We start from the raw sequence: 19,572 nt of genomic DNA, 5'->3' as shown, positions 1-19,572 counted from the left end.
CCAATGGCAAGGTCGAACGCTTCAACCGCACCCTGCTCGACGAATGGGCCTACCTACGGCCCTACGCCAACAACGACGAACGCACCGCCGCACTGGACAACTTCCTGCACACCTACAACCATCACCGCTGCCACACCGCACTCGGCGGCCAGCCACCTATCAGCCGCGTGAACAACGCCCCGGGTCAATACACCTAGGGCCTGTCCGGCGGATCAGGCCGGCCCTGAGAGACGGTCCCTTTCAGCCGACCCGAGCGGGGCCATGGGGGAGCGTGCAGCTGCAAGGCGGAGGAGGGCGCCGACGCGGAGCGTCGGCAACCGACGACAACGCCGCTGGGGGTCCCCCCTCTGGGGGAGCGCGTGCCAGGCCCCGCGACGCCGGCATGATCCGCCGGACAGGCCCTAAGCCGCTGCCATGCTCCACAGGGCCGCCACCAGTGGCCGCCGCAGATCGGCCCGCCGAACGCACAGCCCGATCGGGAACGGCTCCGGCGGCGGCTCGGCGGGGAGCACCGACAGCCGGTCGCGCATGGCGCTGTGCTCCAGTACGAGACGCGGTACCACCCCCGTGCCACAACCCAGGGCGACCAGCGTCAACAGCCCCTCATGGCCGTCGGGCTCGCACGCCACCTCGGGCGTCGTGCCGCGCGTACGGAACCAGCGGTCGGCGGCGTCGCGGACCAGCCCGCGGTGGGGGAGGACGAAGGGGCCGTCTAGGCCGGGGTCGGGGCGGTCCCGTGCGGTGACGAGGACGAGCTCGGTGACGGCGACGGTCCGGCCGACCAGCGGCTCGGGCAGCCGCGCCGGGATCCCCGCCACGGCCACGTCCACCTCGCCCTCGTCCAGGCGGGCCAGCGCCGCCGCCGCGTCACCCGTGCGCAGATCGAGCCGTACCTGGGGGTGGGCCGCGCGGAACGGGGCCAACAGGTCGGGCAGCAGCCCCTGACAGGCGGTCACCGTGGCGAACACGGCCAGCCGGCCGGTGAGTTCGGCCGGGTCGGGATGCTCCTCGCGGTAGGAGCGCCACAACTCCAGTGCCTGGCCGGCGTAGGCGCGGAACCGGTGCCCCTCGGCCGTCAGCGACACCCCACGCGGGCCTCGGTCGAACAGCCGGTGCCCGAGATCGGCCTCCAGCCGCTGCACGGTCCGCGTCAGCGTCGCCGGGCTGACATGGCAGTCGAGGCTGGTCCGCCCGAAGTTCAGCGTCTGCGCCAGATGAAGGAAGAGACGCAGCTCGCGATGATCGTCGCGCATAACCGTGACCTGGGCCTTTCAGTCTGTGCAACTCTCCGCTGCGCAAGTTGCGCTTGCCGCAACGACTGGGCGGAGCCTACAACTCGACCATGACCTCGACCACGTACAGCTCCCGCGTCTTCTCCCTCGAAATGATGGACGTGCCGGGCGGCACCGAGACCATCCTGCGCGGCGGCCGGCACCTCTTCCCGCTGCTGCCGCAGGCCTTCGCCGGTGTCCGCCGTATCGGCGTGATCGGCTGGGGCCCGCAGGGCCGCGCCCAGGCCCGCAACCTGCGCGACTCCCTCGCCGGCACCGGCATCCGGGTCGCCGTCGGACTGCGCCCCGGCTCCCGCTCGGCCGCCGACGCCCGCGCCCACGGCTTCACCGAGGAGGACGGCACGCTCGGCGACTGGCTCGCCGTCACCGCCGGCAGCGACCTGGTGATCCTGCTGATCGCCGACGCCGCGCTCGCCGCCCACCACCGGGAGATCTTCGCGGCCCTGAAGCCCGGTGCGGTCATCGGCCTCTCGCACGGCTTCCTGCTCGGTCATCTGCGGGAGACGGGCGGGGAGTTCCCGCCGGGGCACGGAGTGATCGCCGTGTGCCCCAAGGGAATGGGCGACTCCGTGCGCCGGCTCTACGAGCAGGGCGCCGAGATCAACGGCGCCGGAATCAACAGCAGCTTCGCCGTGCACGCCGACCCCGACGGCCGGGCCGTCGACCTCGCGCTCGGCTGGTCGGTCGCGCTGGGCTCGCCGTACACCTTCCGCACCACGCTGGAGAGCGAGTACCTCTCCGACATCGTCGGCGAGCGCGCCATCCTGCTCGGCGCCGTCCACGGCATCGTCGAGAGCCTGTACGCCCGCTGCCGACTCGCCGGGGACGACGAGGTGACGGCGTACGAGCGCTCCTGCGAGAACGTCACCGGCCCGATCGCCCGGACGATCTCCCGGACTGGACTGCGTGCCGTGCGCGAGGCCCTCGACACCGAAGGCAGGGACGTCTTCGACCGCGCCTACACGGCGACGTACGGCCCAGCCCGCGAGATCGTCGCCGAGATCTACGACGAGGTCGCCGACGGCAACGAGCTGCGCAGCGTCATCCTGGCCGAACGGCGGCTCGGCGCACGCCCGATGAGCCGGATCGGCGGCTCACCGATGTGGGCGGTGGGCGAGCGGGCGCATGCCCTGCGGGCCGAACGGGAGCTGCCCGTCGACCCGTTCACCGCCGGGGTGTTCGTCGCCACGATGACGGCCCAGGTCGACGAGTTCGCCGAGCGGGGCCACCCCTGGTCGGAGATCGTCAACGAGTCGATCATCGAGGCCGTCGACTCGCTGCTGCCCTATATGCACGCCCGGGACGTCGCGTACATGGTCGACAACTGTTCCCGCACGGCCCGCCTCGGCGCCCGCCGCTGGGGCCCGCGCTTCCAGGCGGCGTACGAGCAGATCGCGTACCCGGCCGCCGAACACCCCGCGGACACCGCCCTGTTGACGGCCTTCGCCACCCACCCCGTGCACGAGGCCCTGGCCGTGGCCGCGAAACTCCGGCCGTCCGTGGACATCGCCGTGGCGTAGGCGGAGATCCCCTGGGCTCAGTACGCCATGAGCGTCACGAACGCCGAGGTCTGGGCACCAACTCGCCACCACAGTTGGGACAGACGCCCCGCATGGCATCGCCGCACGGCACACAGAAGGTGCACTCGTACGAGCAGATACGGGCAGCCGCGTCGAGCGGCAGCGCCGCCGTCTCGCACCGCTCACAGCGATCACGCATCTCCAACGCCATGTCTTCCGCCTTCCGTTGAGCTCACCACTGCCGGCCCCGCGGCAACGCGCCGCGCCCCGGCGCCGACAGGTGCAGCACGCGGTACACATCGCCTTCGGCCTTGGGCGTGTCGTGCGCCCAGAGGGAGAAGTAGACCAGCTCCCACGCGCGCGTGTCGACGACGGCCGCGGCCAGCAGGGCGCCGTCCTGCGCCGCCAGCCGCTCCGTCTCGTCCGCCGAGTCCGCCATGAACGCGGCCAACTCCACACCTTCCGGCACCGGTTGGTACCGACGCACGGCGACCTCGGCGGGGGAGTCCGCGGCGCCGCCCTCCTCGTACGCGACCCCCGTCCACTGACACACCCGTGGCCGCCCGAAGTCGTTCACGGGCCCCTGGAAGGCGCCTCCCCACAGGAAGGCGTTCATTCCCTTCACGGTGTTCCAGAGGTAGAAGGGCCCGTACTGGTTGACCGGCGAGCCGTGTACGCCGCGCTCGCGCAGCAGATACGCCTTGACGCCGAGGCCGTCCCAGTCGTCCAGCAGATGCCCGACGCGGGCGACGCGGGAGCGGATGACGTCCGTGTCGTAGGCGGCGGGCAGCGTGAACTCGTACTGCATGGCATGCATGCCAAGTCCCTTCAAGAAGTGCGGATGCCGTCGCGCGGGGACAGCAGCGAGAGGAGCCCCCGGACGCCCGCGTCGAAGGCCGCGGGTGAACCGGACGCGCGGGCGAGGACGTAGCCGCCCTGCACGGTCGCGACGATCGTCGCCGCGATCGACTCACCGTCGAGTCCGTCCGCGAACTGGCCCTGCTCCTTGCCCTCCTCGACGATCCCGGCGAGCCGCTCGCGCAGCCAGTCGAGCGTCTCGTCGACGGGCGCGCGCAGCTCGTCGCTGGCGATCACGTCCGGGTCCATCGTCAGCCGCCCGATCGGACAGCCGCGCAGCACATCACGCTCGCGCCGCAGATACGCCTCGATGCGCTCGTACGGCGTTCCCGGCCCGTCGAGTACTCCCGCGGCGGTAGCCCGCATCTCCTCGGCGGTCCGCCGGATCGCGGCGAGCGCGAGATCGGGCTTCCCCTTGAAGTGGTGGTACATGCTGCCCTGCCCGGCGCCCGCGCGCTCCAGGATCGCCTTGGGACTGGTGCCCACATAACCGCGCTCCCACAGCAGCTCGCGGGTGGACTCGATCAGTCGGTCCGAGGTGCTCATACCACCACTGTACATACTAGTAGTTACAGAAATCGAGCGCGTCCGGAGCAGCGGAACCATCCCCACGTACTCCCCGCGAGGTACGCGCACTGCCGCTGGCCGTACGACGACCCGGACCCCCTCCCAGCGCGACTCTCGAGACATCACCGAACGACCAGAACATCACCGAACGAACAGAACGAACCGACCGCCCCGACTCGGGAGATGACTCGACATGCAGACCCTGGCTCACTTCGCAGGCGGCGGCCCCGGCCCGTGGATCCTCCTCTTCCCGCTGATCTGGGCGGCCGTCGTGGTCGGCGGCTTCACGCTGCTGCGCCGCACGGTGTGGCGCGGACGCCGTGGTCCCTGGCGGCCCGCCGCCGACGACAACTCGCCCATCACCGTGCTCGGCCACCGCTTCGCCTCCGGCGAGATCGACGAGGACGAGTACTGGCGCCGGCTCTCCGTCCTGGACGAGCAGTTCGGCCGTACGGGCAAGGGCGGTGCGGCATGACGGCTACGTCCGGCACGTCCGCCCCATCGGCCATTTCCGCCACGACGATCACGCCGCCGGCCGCCCGCGTCATCGACGCCGTGAAGGTGTACGGCACCGGCGACACCAGCGTGAGGGCCCTGGACGGGGTGAGCGTCGACTTCCCGGTCGGCCGCTTCACCGCGATCATGGGGCCCTCGGGCTCCGGCAAGTCCACCCTGATGCACTGCGCGGCCGGTCTCGACACGCTCACCTCGGGCACCGCCCACATCGGCGACACCGAGCTGAGCAGCCTCGACGACCGCCGCCTGACCCTGCTGCGGCGCGACCGCGTCGGCTTCGTCTTCCAGGCCTTCAACCTGGTCCCGACGCTGACCGTCGCGGAGAACATCACGCTGCCCCTGGACCTCGCGGGCGGCAAGAGCGGCAAGAGCGGCAAGGGCGACAGCGGCGACATGGAATGGATCGACGCGCTCATCGACGTCGTCGGCCTGCGCGACCGGCTCCACCACCGCCCCTCGGAACTCTCCGGCGGCCAGCAGCAACGAGTCGCCGTCGCGAGGGCGTTCGCGGGGCGGCCGGACGTCGTCTTCGCCGACGAGCCGACCGGCAACCTCGACTCCCGCTCCGGCGAGGAGGTCCTCGGCCTGCTCGGCCGCGCGGTGCGCCAGACGGCCCGCACGGTCGTCATGGTCACCCATGACCCCGTGGCCGCCGCCCACGCCGACGAGGTCGTGTTCCTCGCCGACGGGCGCCTGGTCGACCGTATGGAATCCCCGAGCGCCGACAAGGTCCTGGACCGCATGAAAGCCTTCGAGGTGCCGTCATGAACGCGTCCGTCCGCCTGAGCGTGTCCTCCCTGCGGGCCCACAAGCGCCGCTTCGCCGGTACGTTCCTCGCGGTCTTCCTCGGTGTCGCGTTCCTCGCCGGGACGCTCGTCATGGGCGACACGCTGCGCGCCAGCTTCGACACGATGTTCGGCAACGCGACCAGCGGCACCGACGCCGTCGTCCGCAGCGCCACCGCCATCACCACACCCGGCGAGAGCGAGGGCGTGCGCGAGCCGGTCGACACCGACCTGGTGAGCACGGTCGAGAAGGTCCCGGGCGTCGTCGCCGCCGCGCCCAACATCCAGGGCGCCGGCCAGCTCGTCGGGAGGAACGGCGACCCGATCGGCGGCCAGGGCCCGCCCACCCTCGCCGGCAACTGGATCGCCGACCCCGAACTCAACGCCTACCAACTCGCCGACGGCCGCACCCCGCGGAAGTCCGGAGAGGTCGTCATCGACCGCGGAACCGCCGAGCGCGGCGACCTGAGGATCGGCGACACGACGACCCTGCGCACGCCCGACCCGGTCAAGGTGACGATCGTCGGCCTCGCGACCTTCGGCGGCGAGGACGGCATGGCCCAGGTGACCTTCACCGGCATGACCCAGGCCGACGCCGAGAAGTACTTCACCGCGCGGCCCGGCGAGGCGGCGAGCATCCAGGTGCGGGCCGGACCCGGCGTCAGCCAGCAGGAGCTGGTGGACGCCCTGACTCCCGTACTGCCCAAGGGAGTCGAGGCCATCACCGGTCAGGAGTCGGCCGCGGAGGACACCGAGATGATCTCCAGTCAGTTCCTGACCGTCTTCACCACCTTCCTTCTGGTCTTCTCCGGCGTCGCCCTGCTGGTCGCGACCTTCTCCATCCACAACACCTTCGCGATCGTCGTGGCCCAACGCACCCGCGAGAACGCCCTGTTGCGCGCCCTCGGCGCCTCCCGCCGCCAGGTGACCGCGTCGACCCTCGTCGAGGCGACGGCCGTGGCCGTCACGGCTTCGGCGGTGGGCCTGGCCGGTGGCATCGGCATCGCGGCCGGGCTCCAGGCGCTGTTCCCGGCGATCGGATTCCCCTTCCCCGAGGGCGACTTGGTGATCAGCGGGCTCTCCATGGCCCTGCCGCTCGCGGTCGGCATCGTGGTCTGCCTCGGCTCCGCCCTCCTGCCCGCCGTACGCGCCGGCCGCACCGCACCGCTGGCCGCCCTGCGCGAGACGGCCGTCGACACGTCCGGCGCCTCCCGCCTGCGAGCCGTCTCCGGCCTGGGCCTCCTCGCCCTCGCGGTCGGCGTGACGCTCAGCGGCGTCCTCGTGTCCCCGTCGATCTGGCTGGCGGGAACCGGCGCCGTCCTCGCCCTGGTCGCCTTCGTGGTCCTCGGCCCGGTCGCCTCCACGACGGCCGTACGGATCCTCGGCGGCCCCCTCGACCGACTGCGCGGCGTCACCGGCGGACTCGCCCGGCGCAACGCCCTGCGCAGCCCGAAGCGGACGGCCGCCACCGCGAGCGCGCTGATGATCGGCGTGGCCGTGGTGTCCCTGTTCACGGTGTTCGGCGCCTCCCTGAAAGCGACGATGGACCAGACCGTGTCCCGTTCCTTCGCGGGCGACGTGGCCGTCAGCACCCCGTCGTTCGGCGCCGGCGGCAGCGGTCTGAGCCCGCGCCTGGCCGACGCGGTCCAGCGCCTGCCCGAGGTGGACACGGCCGTCGGACTCGGCCGCGGAGTCGCCGAGGTCGACGGCGAAGGCCGGGCCCTGACGGTCACCGACCCTGTGGCCCTGGAGCGCACCTTCGACCTCGGCACCGTCCACGGCTCCCTGCGCGACCTCGGCACCGACGGCATCGCCATCACCGAGAAGGAGGCCGACAAGCAGAACCTGACGACCGGCGACAAGACCCGCCTCACCTTCGCCGACGGTCGTACGGAGACCTTCACGGTCCGCGCGCTCTACGGCCAGTCCGAACTCGCCGGCGACTACGTCATCACCCGCGACGCGTGGGCCCCGCACCGCACCCAGGACGCCGACACCCTCATAGCCGTCTCCTTCAAGGACGGTGTCGGCACGGACACGGGCAAGGCGGCGGTAGAGAAGGTCGCGGCCCGGTACGGCAATCCCGAGGTGCAGACCCGGGACGACTACGCGCAGTCCGCTGCGGGCGGCGTCGACATGATGCTCACCCTTGTCTACGCCCTGCTCGCCCTCGCGGTACTCATCGCACTCCTCGGCATCGCCAACACCCTCACCCTGGCGATCCACGAGCGCACCCGCGAACTGGGCCTGCTGCGGGCCGTGGGCCAGACCCGCGCCCAGCTGCGCGCCATGGTCCGCTGGGAGTCGGTCCTGGTGGCAGCCTTCGGCACGGTCGGCGGCCTGGCCCTGGGCGCCTTCCTCGGCTGGGTCCTGGTCGAGGCGTCCGACGGCGCGAGCGACAGCGCGTTCGCCTTCGCGATGCCGCCCCTGCAACTCGCGGTGGTGGCCCTGGTGGGCCTTACGGCCGGAGCCCTCGCGGGACTGCGCCCGGCGCGCCGTGCGGCACGCCTGGACGTACTGAGGGCCATCGCCACGGAGTGACCCGGCAGCGTCCGGAACCCCCTCACCGCCCGGTCAGCCCACTACGGCCGACCGGGCGGGAGCATGTTCCGGCCGGCGCAGGTCCACCCGCTGCCCGACCTCGGCGAACTGCCGCGCGGCCTTCTCCACGGCAACCGTCGTCCGCTGCGGGGGCCGCGCGACCCCGCCCCGTGCCGGCGCCGCGGGCGTCGGCAGCGTGAACCACACGACCTTGCCGGACTCGCCGTCCGGCCGGGCGCCCCAGCTCTCGCTGACGGCGGCCACCATCGCCAGCCCGCGCCCGCAGGTCGCGAACGTGTCGGCGTCGCCGACGTCCGCCACGACGGGCAGTCGCGGGTCGTGGTCGCGCACCGAGACCTTGAGCCGGTCGAGCACCAGCTCGATCTCGACGGTGCACATCTTGTCCGGTCGGGCGTGCAGATGGACGTTGGTCAACAGCTCGGTCACACCGAGCGCGGCGCGGTCTATCAAGGGATCCAGATGCCAGTAACGCAACTGCGCCGATACGATTCTGCGGACCTGACCGATCCGCGACGGCAGGGCTTGGAGCTCCACCGTGCAGTGCCTGCTTGGGTAACTGATCACGGCTGCGACTCCCCGACTGAAGAGGTCCGGAAGAACACGAAGTACGGATCCAGCAGGGTCCTTGAAGAAAACGGCAGCCTGCTGATGTGTCCGGCGGGGCTGGTTCGCAGCGTTATCGCCGGTAAACCCAGAGTGACGTGAGACCAGCGTGACGCAGGGGGTGCGGTACCGCAACTCGCGGTGACTCAGCCCTTACGCCCCGCAGCCTTCCGTACGGCCTCGATGAACCGGCGTGCCGCGGGCGGCCCCGGCTCTCCCGGTGCGGGGTCGTGATCGCCCAGGGTCAGCGAATAGCGGGTGCCGTTGACGTCCGCCAGCGCCTTGTCGTCCTGGGCGAACCAGGGCTTGGACGCCCGCACCGCCTGCACCGGCGCGCTGTCTATCTCGCTGCCGTAGCTGGTGAGCAACTGCAGCCTGCCGTCGCTGATCCGCACCTGCCCGGCCCGGGTCAGCGAGCGCAGCCGCTTGCCGATCCGCACGCCCGTGGCCGTGAACTCCGGCTCCGCCATGCCCCGCCCCCTTGTGCGCGTCGGTCGCCGGCTCGATCCGCGTCGGTGTGGCCGGCCCTGGTCGTGATCCAGTGTGCCCCCCGCTCGGGATCGCCGTCCCGTCCGGTGCAGTCTGCCCGCGTCCCGCGTCGAGCACCAGTACGCACGTCATGCCTGACCGGGGGCGCTCGGAGCACTCGCGTGAATGCGCCCCCAAAGGCCCGGTGAAGCCATCGGTCCAGGGATGCCTTTGAGGCTCTCAAAGGTGTGTTTATGCAGGTGAGAAGCGTGCGGAAGATGTTTATGCTCGAAGTGACGGCCGCGCGAGTCGCCGCTGCCGCCCAGCATGAGGAGCAACGCCGTGAGCACCATCCAGCAAACCCCGTCCGGCGTGACCCTCGACGTCGACCACAGCGACGCCGCCTACCGCGCCTGGCTGAAAGAAGCCGTCCGCAAGGTCCAGGCGGACGCCAACCGCTCGGCCGACACGCACCTGCTGCGCTTCCCGTTGCCCGAGCACTGGGGCATCGACCTGTACCTCAAGGACGAGTCGACCCACCCGACCGGCAGCCTCAAGCACCGACTCGCCCGCTCGCTCTTCCTCTACGGTCTGTGCAATGGCTGGATCCGGCCGGGCCGCCCGGTGATCGAGGCGTCCAGCGGCTCGACGGCCGTCTCCGAGGCGTACTTCGCGAAGCTGATCGGCGTGCCCTTCATCGCGGTGATGCCGCGCACGACGAGCGCCGAGAAGTGCCGCCTGATCGAGTTCCATGGCGGGCAGTGCCACTTCGTCGACGACTCGCGCAAGATGTACGAGGAGTCCGCCCGCCTCGCGGTCGAGACCGGCGGCCACTACATGGACCAGTTCACCTACGCCGAACGGGCCACGGACTGGCGCGGCAACAACAACATCGCCGAATCCATCTTCCGGCAGTTGAAGTTGGAGCGGTTCCCGGAGCCCGCGTGGATCGTCGCCACGGCCGGCACCGGCGGCACCTCCGCGACCCTCGCCCGCTACGTCCACTACCTGCAGCACGACACCCGCATCTGTGTCGCCGATCCGGAGAACTCCTGTTTCTTCGAGGGCTGGACCACCGGCGATCCGGACGTCACCTACGACTGCGGCTCCCGCATCGAGGGCATCGGCCGGCCGCGCATGGAGCCGAGCTTCGTGCCCGGCGCCATCGACCGGATGATGAAGGTCCCGGACGCGGCGAGCGTCGCCGCCGTACGGGCTCTGGAACAGGCCATCGGGCGCAAGGCGGGCGGCTCGACGGGCACCGGCCTGTGGAGCGCCCTGAAGATCGTCGCCGAGATGGTGGCCGAGGGACGACGGGGAAGCGTAGTGACGCTGCTGTGCGACCCGGGGGACCGGTATCTCGACAAGTACTACTCGGACGCGTGGCTGGCCGAGCAGGGCCTGGACATCGCGCCGTTCTCGGCGGCCATCGAGCAGTTGCTGGAGACAGGCGTGTGGCCGGAGTGAACAGCGAGGCACCGAGTCTCAGGCGCTCGCGGACGCCAGCCGCCGGTCCAGAGCGGTCACCGCGCCCCGGAACGTCCGGCCGAGGCCGGCCCGGGCGAGGCCGAACGTGAACCGGAACGGCGCGGTGCCGTCCACCGCGAACGTCCACTGCACGCGCGTGCCCGTCCCCGCCGGGGCGAGCCGCCACTCCTCGACCATGGCCCGCGCGCCCGGTGCGTTGGTGACGTCCACGCGGTAGGCGTACACCTCGGGGCTCTTCGCCGCGAGGATCGTCTCCTCGAAGCGCGTACCGCCCCGGAGCCGGACCTCGCGCCGGGCCCCGTCGTCGAGCGGCCGGGCCAGCGCCACCGCCGAGAACCACTCGGCCCAGCCCGGAACGTCCTCGGCGAGCGCGCGGAACACCGGCTCCGGGGGAGCGGAGATCTCCCGCGCGAAGACGAGCCGTACGGGCGCGCGCTCGACGAAGTCGAGCCCCACCTCACGCAGCAGGTGAGCCATGAACGAAACCCCCTATGCCGACACCGCTCCGGGCAGCGTCACGATAGCTGGCGCCCCGTCAGATGTCTGCACCGCAGGATTCCACCGATCTCAACCGCCGGATTCCGCCGGTCTCAGATTTCGGCGTCCTCATCGGGCTCGCCCGCCACCACCAGCCGCCGCAGGTGTTCCGAGATCTCCGAGCGCGCCTCCGCATCGAGCCCGGCGTCCGTCACCAGCGTGTCGACCTGCTCCAGCGCCGCGAACGAACTCAGCCCCACCACACCCCACTTGGTGTGGTCGGCGACCACCACGACCCGGCGCGCCGACTGAACCAGCCGCCGGTTGGTCTCGGCCTCCGCGAGGTTCGGCGTGGACAGACCGGCCTCGACCGATATCCCGTGCACACCGAGGAACAGCACGTCGAAGTGGAGCGTCGCGATCGCCTGGTCGGCCACCGGACCCACCAGTGAGTCGGACGGCGTGCGCACCCCACCGGTCAGCACGACCGTGGCCGCGCCCTGCCGGGGGCCCGTCGTGCGCTGCGCGGCGTGGAAGACATCGGCGACCCGCACCGAATTGGTGACCACGGTGAGGTCCGGCACGTCGACCAACTGGTGCGCCAGCGCGTAGGTCGTCGTACCGCCCGACAGCGCGAGCGCGGAACCCGGCGCGACCAGCTCGGCCGCGGCCCGCGCGATGTCCTCCTTGGCCGTCAGCTCCAGACCCGACTTGGCCTCGAAGCCCGGCTCGTGCGTGCTCGCCTCCACCACCGGGACCGCGCCGCCGTGCACCTTCTCCAGTACGCCCTGCCGGGCGAGCGCGTCGAGATCGCGGCGCACCGTCATGTCCGACACACCGAGCTTGCGGGTCAGCTCGTTGACGCGCACCCCGCCTCGGCGCCGTACCTCGTCCAGGATCAGGGCGCGCCGCTGCTCCGCGAGGAGGTTCTGATTCTCACTCACGTACGCTCCGGTCCTTTCGCCTCAAGCCGTCCGACACGCCCTGCGCACCCCCTCCGACAAGGACATTCTCGCCCCTTCGGGTGCGCGGGAGGTCCCATCCTCGCACGGGTCGGTACCCGCCGCGCCACTGGCTGTACCGACGCGCGCATGTCACTTCCGTAGCAGCCGCCCCGCTGTTCTTCACACGGATCGGGGAGATTCCGTGACGAGAGGTGTAGACGACACCTTCAGTGGAGATCCTTGTGCCCGCACGGACAGAAGCCAACGGCTCGTCACGGGGGAAGTGCGAAAAGTGGAACGTGCGCAGGAACGCGCCGTCCCGAACGGGGCGGAAGCGACGACGAACGGGTCCGACGCTCCCGAGGGGGCCGGGCCCGCACTGGAACTCCTGGTCCACGGTGTCGGCGGCACCACACCGCAGGACATGCTCGACGATCCGCGGACCGTGCGGATCACCGGCGACGACACGGCCGCCGTGTTCCGGCGGACCGAGGACGTCGACGCGGAGGACAGGCCGGACGATTACCGGGGCGAACCGGTCCCCGAGGCATACGTCTGGTGCAACCTCACCTCCGGAAACAGCGCTCGCGCCCTGTGGCTGCTGTTGCTGCCGTTCATGGTGGTCAACCTCGCCCACTGGATGCGCCCCACCGCGCGGGACCGCGAGCGGACAGTGCGCTTCTACGGTCTGCTCGTGCGGCTGGCCGGACTGACGCTGACGGTGCTGCTCGTCGCGGCGGCCTGCGAGGTCGCCCTGGACCTCACCGCCTGGCAGTGCGCGGGGAAGCCCGCCTGCGCCGAGCGGCACAGCTGGCTCGGCTTCCTGTCGCCGGTGGTCTCCGAGGGCGGCTGGTGGAGCCACCCGGGCCGCAGGCTCGCCCTCGCCGCCGTGGTGCCCACCGCACTGACCGGCCTGCTCTGGTACCTCTCCCGTCGCACCTGGAGCGCGTACGAGTCCCAGCAGCCGATGTCCCGCGAGCCCGAACCCGATGAGGACTCCGGCCGCACCTCCCTCGGCCGCCCCGGCTTCTGGTACGGCCGTCGCCTGGTCGCCCGGCTGCGCGCCGCGCACACCGCGGCCGGCCTGCTGACGGTCGCCGCGGCGGTCGGCTCGGCCGCCGCACGCTTCGACCGCAGGCCTGGCGGACCTGCCCTGCTGGACACCCTGGGGTGGCTCCTGCACGCGGCGCTGATCGCCGGGGCGGCCGTCGTGGTCTGGGTGGTCTGCCGCCGGGGCCGCAGCGAGAACCGCCTCGACCAGGAACTCGACGAGCATCTCGTACGACGGCTCCCCCTGGCCTCCCTCGTCCTGCTGGCGCTCGCCCTTGTGTACGCCGGATGGGACCGCCAGGGCTGGCAGTCGACGGGCCGCCTCCCGGGCGACCCCACCTTCGGCGCCATCGCCTTCCTCCAGGGCCTGATCGTCATCGTCCTCGCCGTCGTCGCCCACCTTCTCCACCGCACGGATCCCGATCCGCGCGCCGCGATGCGGGGCCTGGGCGGACCGGCCGTGGCGATGCTGGCGTGCGCCCTGGGCGGCGTGATGTCCGGCGGGGTGTCCCAGCGGGTGGCCGACTGGCTGGACGGCACGGGCACGTCCATCGAGGGCCCGCCGGTCCTGCTGACCTGGCAGGCTTCCGTCATCCCACCGCTGCTGGTGCTCCTGCTGCTGCTCTGCGGCTGGCTGGCATGGCGGGCCTGGCGGTTGCGCCGCACCGAGCTGGGCACGGTGGAGCTCGACTACGCCGGGGAGCCCAAGGACACGGCACGCACCCGCCGTATCGCGAGCACGCGCGCGCTGGCCACGCTCACCGACCGCGCCCCCCTCGTCGTCGCCGTCACCTCCACCGCGACCCTCCTCCTGGGCGCCGGAGCGCTGGTCGGCGCCCTGACCAGCGACAAGACACCGAGCGGGGCCGCCAAGGGGACGTACGCCTTCGTTCACGGCGCCGCCCAGACGGCGCAGGCGCTGGGCTCCTGGATGATCGGCGTCGGCTTCATACTCTTCGTCACCTGGGGCAGGCGCGCCTACAAGGACGCCTCCGCGCGGCGCACCATCGGCATCCTGTGGGACGTCGGCACCTTCTGGCCGCGCGCCGCGCACCCCTTCGCGCCGCCCTGCTACGCCGAGCGCGCGGTCCCGGACCTGACCTGGCGGATGGCGACCTGGACCCGCGCCGAGGAGGGCCGCCGCCTCGTCATCTCCGGGCACTCCCAGGGCAGCGTGCTCGCGGCCGCGGCGGCCTGGCAGCTGACGCCCGCCGACCGCAAGCGGGTCGCGCTGCTCACCTACGGCTCCCCGCTGGAACGTCTCTACGGCCGCTGGTTCCCGGCCCACTTCGGCCCGGCCGCGCTCAGCTCGCTGCACGCCGAGGTCGACTGCTGGCGCAACCTCTACCGGCTCACCGACCCCATCGGCGGCCCGGTGGGACTGCCCGGCGACTGCGGCCCCGAGGTGGACCGGGAGCCCCTCAGGGACCCCCTCGCTTACGGCCGCACCCTCGAACACCCCCTGCCCGCACCCATCCTCGGCCACGGGGAGTACCAGGCGGACCCGGCCTTCGTGCAGGAACGGGAGAAGCTGCTGGCACGGCTGAGGCCGGAGGTTCCGGGGCAGCGGGCGGAGGCCGCACCGTAGGGAGTCGCAGGGCAGGGAGTCGCAGGGCAGGGAGTCGAGCGAGTCCCTCAGGGAAGCTCCGGCAGATCCTCCGCGTACAGCAGCGTCAGGTCGTCCGTGCTCGGCTCCGCGATCTGGGCGACCCGGCCCGCGTGCCGCTCGACCATCGCCTCGAAGGTCTGCCGTGCCGTGCGGCCGTTGCCGAACGCCGGGCCCTTGGGGATCGCCGTGAAGTACTTCAGCAGGGCCTCGGCGAGACCCGGACCGAGCCGGTACTCGTGCTCCTCGGTCTGCTGCTCGACGATCCGCAGCAGCTCCTCGGGGCCGTAGTCGCTGAAGGTGATGGTCCGTGAGAAACGGGACGCCACACCGGGGTTGACCGACAGGAAGCGCTCCATCTCGGCCGTGTAGCCCGCGACGATCACCACGACCGCGTCGCGGTGGTCCTCCATCAGCTTCACCAGCGTGTCGATGGCCTCCTTGCCGAAGTCCCGGCCCGAGTCCTCCGGGGACAGCGCGTACGCCTCGTCGATGAACAGCACACCGCCGCGCGCCTTGTCGAAGGCCTCCTGGGTGCGGATCGCCGTGGAGCCGATGTGCTCGCCGACCAGGTCGACGCGGGACACCTCGACCAGGTGGCCCTTGTCCAGGACCCCCAGCGAGGCGAGGATCTCGCCGTAGAGGCGGGCGACCGTCGTCTTGCCGGTGCCGGGGGAGCCGGTGAAGACCAGGTGGCGCTTGACCGACGCCGCCTTCAGGCCCGCCTGCTGACGGCGCCGGCCCACCTCGATCATGTCGGTGAGGGCGCGCACCTCGCGCTTGACGCTGTCCAGGCCCACCAGCGCGTCCAGTTCACCCAGCACGGCCTTGGAGGTCCGCGCCGGTTCCTCGGGCTGCGAGGCGGCGATGAGCGGCTCCTGCTCGGTCGAGCGCTGGCCGGGGATCGCGCCGAGGAGGCTGGGGGACTGGTGCGCCGTCTGCACGGCGGGTTCCGGCGCCGACGACGGCTGCCTCAGGCCCGCGCTCTCGTCGCTGGTGCAGTCCTCCACGTCGGGGCCCGCCCCGGAGGCCGCGTCCGGGCCGCCCTCCGCGAACTCGTATCCGCCGCGCGCACACCGCTCCGTACGGCACTTCTTGAGCGTCGTACGGCAGCCGTCGATCACATGGAAGCCGTATCCGGCGCTGCCGCGCACCCGGCAGTTCAGGAAGGTGCCGCGGCCGCCCGCCGAGACGTAGAACCCGGCCTCGGTCGGGGAGTCGACCGTGCAGCGCTCTATGGTGGGGTCGGCGCCCTTGGTGACGATCACGCCGGTCTGGTTGCCGTCCAGGGTGCAGTTGTTGAGCGTGCCGCCGCTGCCGTGGTCCCGGAACCAGGCGCCCGTCGCCGCGTCCCGGATGCGGCAGTCGTCGAGCTGGGCGGTGGCGCCGTCGCTCACCGACACGGCCGTGTTGCGCACCTGGGACAGGTCGCTGTCGACGACGTCCGCGCGGGAGCCCCGGTCGAGGACGAACAGGGCGTCCGGCACGTCGTGCACCCGGCAGGAGTCCAGCACCGCGGTGGCGCCGTCGCTGACCCACACCGCCGGGTAGTCGCCCGTGCTGTCGAAGATCTCGCACTGGTTGGCGTCCACGCGGGTGCCCGGATCCCACACCGACAGGCCGTTGCGCCCGAACTGACGCACCGTCGTTCGGGTCAGGGTGAGCACCGATCGGGAGCGCAGGTCGACCGCGTTCTCCGGGATGTCGTGGATACGGCAGTCCGCCAGCGTCAGCACGGCGTCCGTGTCGAGGGTGACGCCGTCGGCCGTGGTGCGGTGCACATCGCAGTCGGTGAGGTGGGCGGTGGCCCGGCCGGTGATCTGGACGCCGGAGCCGCGGACCTCGTAGATCTCGCAACCCACCGCTTCCAGCGCGGAGTTCTCACCGGTCGCCGTCAGCCCCGAGCCCGAGGCGTGGTGGACCCGGCAGCGCTCCAGGCGGGGGTGGGCGCCGCCACGTACGGCGATGCCCGCCTGGCCGGCCGCGACGACCTCGCACTCCTCGAACACCCCGCCCCCGCCGTCGAGTACGGCGATCCCGATGCCCGCGGGGTTGTCGACGGTGCAGCGCCGCACGGTCGGCCGCGCGCCGCCGCGCACCTCGATGCCGGCCGCGGACCGGGTGACGATCCGGACGTCCGACAGCTCCGGAGCACCCTCCTCGACCAGCAGCGCGGGCGCCGCCGCGTCCTGGCCCTCCACATGCAGGTCCTGCACCACCGCCGAGGCGCGCACCGTCAGCGGCACCCCGTCCACGGGCGCGATGCGCACCGAGCCGGGGGAACCCTCGGGGCCGCGCAGGGTCACCGCCCGCTGGACGACGAGGTTCTCTCGGTAGGTGCCGGGTGCGACGGTGAGGACGTCACCGTCGGCCGCGGCCTCCAGGGCGGCGGCGAGCGATGCGTACTCACCCGTGCGGCGCCGCCACCGCGAGGTGCCGCTGTGCGTCACCTGGACCGTGCCCTGTGCCATGGCGTTGATGTGCCCCCACCTCGTAGTACGCGGGTTTCGCTGCCGAAGAGTTCGGCCGGTCCACCGTAGCGTGCGCGCGGACGGTGGGTTGACCAGAGCCGGAAGGCCGTCAGCAGCCGGTGCCTGTCCTGCCCCAGTCCGGACCCGCCTTGTCCCATGCCTGGTCCCAACGCGCGTATCGGCGACGGACCATGCGCCAGACGATCAACCGTCTGCCGCCCTCCACGAGCCCGGCGGCCAGGAGGGCCGCGCCGCATCCGGCGAGCACCGCGTGCGTCGCAGCTGTCGCGGTGTCCAGCGGGCGGGCCACGGTGCGGCCCTGCTGGTCCGTCCATATCGTGAAGCGGTCGCCGGGACGGGGAGTGTCCAGGCTCGCCATCACCGCTGCCCGGTGAGCGCTGCCGTCCGGTCCGGTCCAGTCGGCCACGACCCGCGTACGCACCTCCCGGCCGGTGGAGGCCTCGGGGTCGACGTCCAGCGAGGAGCCCTCCACCTTGCGGACCACCGTCGCCGTCACCAGGTGCCGGGACGTGCGCTGTTCGCGGACGGACTCCTGCAGGGTGTCCTGGGCGAGGCCGCCGGTCAGGGAACCGACCAAGGGCGCGACGGCCAGGATCAGCAGCAGGGCCGCGAGGGCGACCCAGGCTTCGGCCAGATCGGTCGCACGGCGCAGCGGATTGTGCCGCCAGCGCCAGAGTCCGCTGATCGCCCGCATCGTCCGGCCACCCCCCTTTCCGCTCCGTGATAACCCCTGGAAGAGCCGTTCACGCGCGGGCCCGGCGAAGAGAGAGCGAAATCACCTGCGTCCGGGACCTCTCATGAACTTCTCACGCAAAGCCCAACGAGCGGGCCCCCGGGCCCGGTTCCCGCATGCGGCCGCTCGGCGGGATCCTTGTCAGCCGAGGATGGTGACCGGGTCACCGACGCGGATCGTGCCGCGCGATACAGGCACCAGGTTCTGGCCGAACACCAGCTTGCCGTCGAGGCGCCGGTGTCTGCCCAGGGTGTGCAGGGGCTCCCTGCCGCGCTCGGCGGTGCTCTGGTCGGTCGTGGCCACCACGCACCGCCCGCAATTCTTCGGGATCCGGAAGGTGACCTCGCCGATGGCGACGCGCGACCAGTCGTCCTCGGCCCAGGCCGCGGTGCCCGACACGACCACATTGGGCCGGAAACGGTTCATCGGCAGCGGGCCCTCGTCGGCGTGCTCGCCCTGCGCGATCAGGGAGTTGAGGGCGTCGTGCGAGGCCGCCGTGGTGAGCAGCAGCGGAAAGCCGTCGGCGAAGGAGACCGTCTCGCCCGGCAGTGCGTACTCCGGGTCGACGGGTCGGCGTGTGCCGGGGTCGTCCATGTGGGCGAGGCGCACGTCGGCGCCGAGGAAGGCGCTGCACCAGGCATGGGCGGCGTCGTCCTCGGCGAGAACCGCCTCGACCTTTTCCCGGAAGATCTCCATCGGCACGGCGCCGACGGGGCGGGGTACGGGCACCGTCAGTGGATCCATGCCGGGCGCGGACAGCCGAACGCCGCCGCCGGGCAACAGCTCGGCGGCGGCCAGCGCGAGGCGCGGTCGCTGGCGCTGCGTCACGACCTTTCCCCCGTCGTCGATCAGCGCCCATCGTCGGTCTCCGGCCAGCCCCCAGGGCTCCACAACGGCCTCCCGGAGCTCGACGCCCCGGCATGCCTTGACCGGATGGATGTGAATCGACTGCAGTTTCGCGTGCCCCATGAGGCCATCGTGCCAGGTGGCGCCGACAGCCCGGGGCGAGCGGGTCAGTAGCCGCGGTACTGCTGGTTGTTGTACGGGTCCTGGTAGGGAGCCGGGGCGGGGCGGGGAGCCGCGGGGCGCATCGCCTCGTAGCCCGTGCCGGGCGCCGCCGGCCGAGGCTGCTGCGCCTGCGGACCCGGATAGCCGCGAGGGGCCGCCTGCTGCGGGATGTACGCCGCGGGAGCCTGCTGTAGCGGAGCGGGCTGCTGTGCCTGCGGATAACCGTAGGAGGGCTGGGACGGGGCCGCCGGGAGAGCCGGCAGGGCCGAAGGCAGCGCGGGCAGATTGCCGCCCGGCATGTCGTACGCGGCGGGGACCCGGATCGGAGCGATCTGCGGGGTGCCCCGCTCGGCCACGAGCGAGTCGTAGATCGGGGTGTCCGGGAAGGAGGCGGAGTAGTAGCCGCCGCCATAAGTGGAGCGGGGGGAGGTCATGGCGCATACGTTAAGCCCACGATGTGCTGGTTGGGGAGACCGATAAGAGGGTTGTTTTATGTGCCCGCAGTGACGGCGGATCCCCAATGCGAGCGAACTTGTCAAAAAGGGACGCCAATCAGCGTTCGGATCGTGTAAATGCCGAGTTCCGAGCGGGTTACCAGCGGTT

General features: G+C 71.8%; 19 protein-coding genes. 7 read left to right on the top strand and 12 right to left on the bottom strand.

The genetic code is table 11. The features are described 5' to 3' along the window. Positions 1-197: integrase core domain-containing protein (locus ACIA8X_RS39860; RefSeq protein WP_399460359.1), on the top strand; the 197-nt coding region annotated here is incomplete at its 5' end. Between the two features lie 204 nt (positions 198-401). Here ACIA8X_RS39860 and ilvY read toward each other — a convergent pair. Next, positions 402-1,253: an HTH-type transcriptional activator IlvY gene (gene ilvY, locus ACIA8X_RS39855; protein ID WP_399460357.1), complete on the bottom strand. Its 852-nt coding sequence runs from the start codon at positions 1,251-1,253 to the stop codon at positions 402-404. Positions 1,254-1,342: 89 nt separating this feature from the next. On the opposite strand from ilvY, the gene ACIA8X_RS39850 reads away from it, so the two are divergent. After that, positions 1,343-2,812: a ketol-acid reductoisomerase gene (locus ACIA8X_RS39850; protein ID WP_399460356.1), complete on the top strand. Its 1,470-nt coding sequence runs from the start codon at positions 1,343-1,345 to the stop codon at positions 2,810-2,812. Positions 2,813-2,846: 34 nt separating this feature from the next. Here the strand turns inward: ACIA8X_RS39850 and ACIA8X_RS39845 are convergent, their stop codons facing one another. From ACIA8X_RS39845 to ACIA8X_RS39835, 3 genes are read right to left on the bottom strand one after another with little or no spacing between them, the layout of a single operon-like run. Further along, positions 2,847-3,023 carry a DUF1272 domain-containing protein gene (locus ACIA8X_RS39845; RefSeq protein ID WP_393461567.1) on the bottom strand — a complete coding sequence of 59 codons (177 nt, stop codon included), beginning with the start codon at positions 3,021-3,023 and terminating at the stop codon, positions 2,847-2,849. Positions 3,024-3,044: 21 nt separating this feature from the next. Next, positions 3,045-3,629 (bottom strand): DUF4865 family protein, encoded by a 585-nt coding sequence (locus ACIA8X_RS39840; RefSeq protein WP_393461569.1) that lies wholly within the window; start codon positions 3,627-3,629, stop codon positions 3,045-3,047. A gap of 11 nt (positions 3,630-3,640) precedes the next feature. Then, positions 3,641-4,231 (bottom strand): TetR/AcrR family transcriptional regulator, encoded by a 591-nt coding sequence (locus tag ACIA8X_RS39835; RefSeq protein ID WP_399460354.1) that lies wholly within the window; start codon positions 4,229-4,231, stop codon positions 3,641-3,643. 199 nt (positions 4,232-4,430) lie between these two features. On the opposite strand from ACIA8X_RS39835, the gene ACIA8X_RS39830 reads away from it, so the two are divergent. The 3 genes from ACIA8X_RS39830 to ACIA8X_RS39820 are packed head-to-tail and all read left to right on the top strand — an operon-like array spanning position 4,431 to position 8,079. Continuing rightward, positions 4,431-4,712: an SHOCT domain-containing protein gene (locus ACIA8X_RS39830; protein ID WP_393461573.1), complete on the top strand. Its 282-nt coding sequence runs from the start codon at positions 4,431-4,433 to the stop codon at positions 4,710-4,712. After that, the gene (locus ACIA8X_RS39825) at positions 4,709-5,521 is read left to right on the top strand and encodes an ABC transporter ATP-binding protein (RefSeq protein WP_393461575.1); all 813 of its coding nucleotides are present in this window, start codon (positions 4,709-4,711) and stop codon (positions 5,519-5,521) included. The genes ACIA8X_RS39830 and ACIA8X_RS39825 overlap by 4 nt, the downstream gene beginning before the upstream one ends. Continuing rightward, positions 5,518-8,079 (top strand): ABC transporter permease, encoded by a 2,562-nt coding sequence (locus ACIA8X_RS39820; protein WP_393461577.1) that lies wholly within the window; start codon positions 5,518-5,520, stop codon positions 8,077-8,079. Before ACIA8X_RS39825 ends, ACIA8X_RS39820 begins: the two co-directional genes overlap by 4 nt. Before the next feature lie 33 nt (positions 8,080-8,112). Here the strand turns inward: ACIA8X_RS39820 and ACIA8X_RS39815 are convergent, their stop codons facing one another. Together ACIA8X_RS39815 and ACIA8X_RS39810 are read right to left on the bottom strand one after the other, a co-directional pair. Further along, positions 8,113-8,664 (bottom strand): ATP-binding protein, encoded by a 552-nt coding sequence (locus tag ACIA8X_RS39815; protein WP_393461579.1) that lies wholly within the window; start codon positions 8,662-8,664, stop codon positions 8,113-8,115. A 185-nt stretch (positions 8,665-8,849) separates the two neighbouring features. Continuing rightward, positions 8,850-9,173, bottom strand: coding sequence for a hypothetical protein (locus ACIA8X_RS39810; RefSeq protein WP_093911215.1), 324 nt, complete (start codon positions 9,171-9,173; stop codon positions 8,850-8,852). A gap of 340 nt (positions 9,174-9,513) precedes the next feature. On the opposite strand from ACIA8X_RS39810, the gene ACIA8X_RS39805 reads away from it, so the two are divergent. Continuing rightward, on the top strand, positions 9,514-10,638 hold the full coding sequence (locus ACIA8X_RS39805) for a PLP-dependent cysteine synthase family protein (RefSeq protein WP_399460352.1): 1,125 nt from the start codon (positions 9,514-9,516) through the stop codon (positions 10,636-10,638). An 18-nt stretch (positions 10,639-10,656) separates the two neighbouring features. On the opposite strand, the gene ACIA8X_RS39800 is transcribed toward ACIA8X_RS39805, so the two are convergent. Both ACIA8X_RS39800 and ACIA8X_RS39795 read right to left on the bottom strand, forming a co-directional pair. After that, positions 10,657-11,136, bottom strand: coding sequence for an SRPBCC family protein (locus ACIA8X_RS39800; RefSeq protein ID WP_393461583.1), 480 nt, complete (start codon positions 11,134-11,136; stop codon positions 10,657-10,659). 113 nt (positions 11,137-11,249) lie between these two features. Further along, the gene (locus ACIA8X_RS39795; protein ID WP_393461584.1) at positions 11,250-12,080 is read right to left on the bottom strand and encodes a DeoR/GlpR family DNA-binding transcription regulator; all 831 of its coding nucleotides are present in this window, start codon (positions 12,078-12,080) and stop codon (positions 11,250-11,252) included. A 292-nt stretch (positions 12,081-12,372) separates the two neighbouring features. Between ACIA8X_RS39795 and ACIA8X_RS39790 the strand changes: the two genes are divergently transcribed. Then, positions 12,373-14,718, top strand: a complete 2,346-nt coding sequence (locus ACIA8X_RS39790) for a hypothetical protein (RefSeq protein WP_393461586.1) — start codon at positions 12,373-12,375, stop codon at positions 14,716-14,718. Between the two features lie 47 nt (positions 14,719-14,765). Here ACIA8X_RS39790 and ACIA8X_RS39785 read toward each other — a convergent pair whose 3' ends face one another. The 4 genes from ACIA8X_RS39785 to ACIA8X_RS39770 all read right to left on the bottom strand — a co-directional run bounded on the left by ACIA8X_RS39785 (position 14,766) and on the right by ACIA8X_RS39770 (position 19,403). Then, positions 14,766-17,207 carry a right-handed parallel beta-helix repeat-containing protein gene (locus tag ACIA8X_RS39785; protein WP_393461588.1) on the bottom strand — a complete coding sequence of 814 codons (2,442 nt, stop codon included), beginning with the start codon at positions 17,205-17,207 and terminating at the stop codon, positions 14,766-14,768. 109 nt (positions 17,208-17,316) lie between these two features. Beyond that, on the bottom strand, positions 17,317-17,922 hold the full coding sequence (locus ACIA8X_RS39780; RefSeq protein ID WP_393461590.1) for a hypothetical protein: 606 nt from the start codon (positions 17,920-17,922) through the stop codon (positions 17,317-17,319). 180 nt (positions 17,923-18,102) lie between these two features. After that, positions 18,103-18,930 carry an MOSC domain-containing protein gene (locus ACIA8X_RS39775; RefSeq protein WP_393461592.1) on the bottom strand — a complete coding sequence of 276 codons (828 nt, stop codon included), beginning with the start codon at positions 18,928-18,930 and terminating at the stop codon, positions 18,103-18,105. A gap of 44 nt (positions 18,931-18,974) precedes the next feature. Further along, positions 18,975-19,403: a DUF6643 family protein gene (locus ACIA8X_RS39770; RefSeq protein ID WP_393461594.1), complete on the bottom strand. Its 429-nt coding sequence runs from the start codon at positions 19,401-19,403 to the stop codon at positions 18,975-18,977. Positions 19,404-19,572: the final 169 nt, after the last annotated feature.

The organism is Streptomyces sp. NPDC051738 (genome assembly GCF_044453205.1).
Lineage (GTDB): Bacteria > Actinomycetota > Actinomycetes > Streptomycetales > Streptomycetaceae > Streptomyces.
The sequence above is the reverse complement of the archived record's forward strand: the minus strand, read 5'-3'. Positions and strand labels throughout refer to the sequence as shown.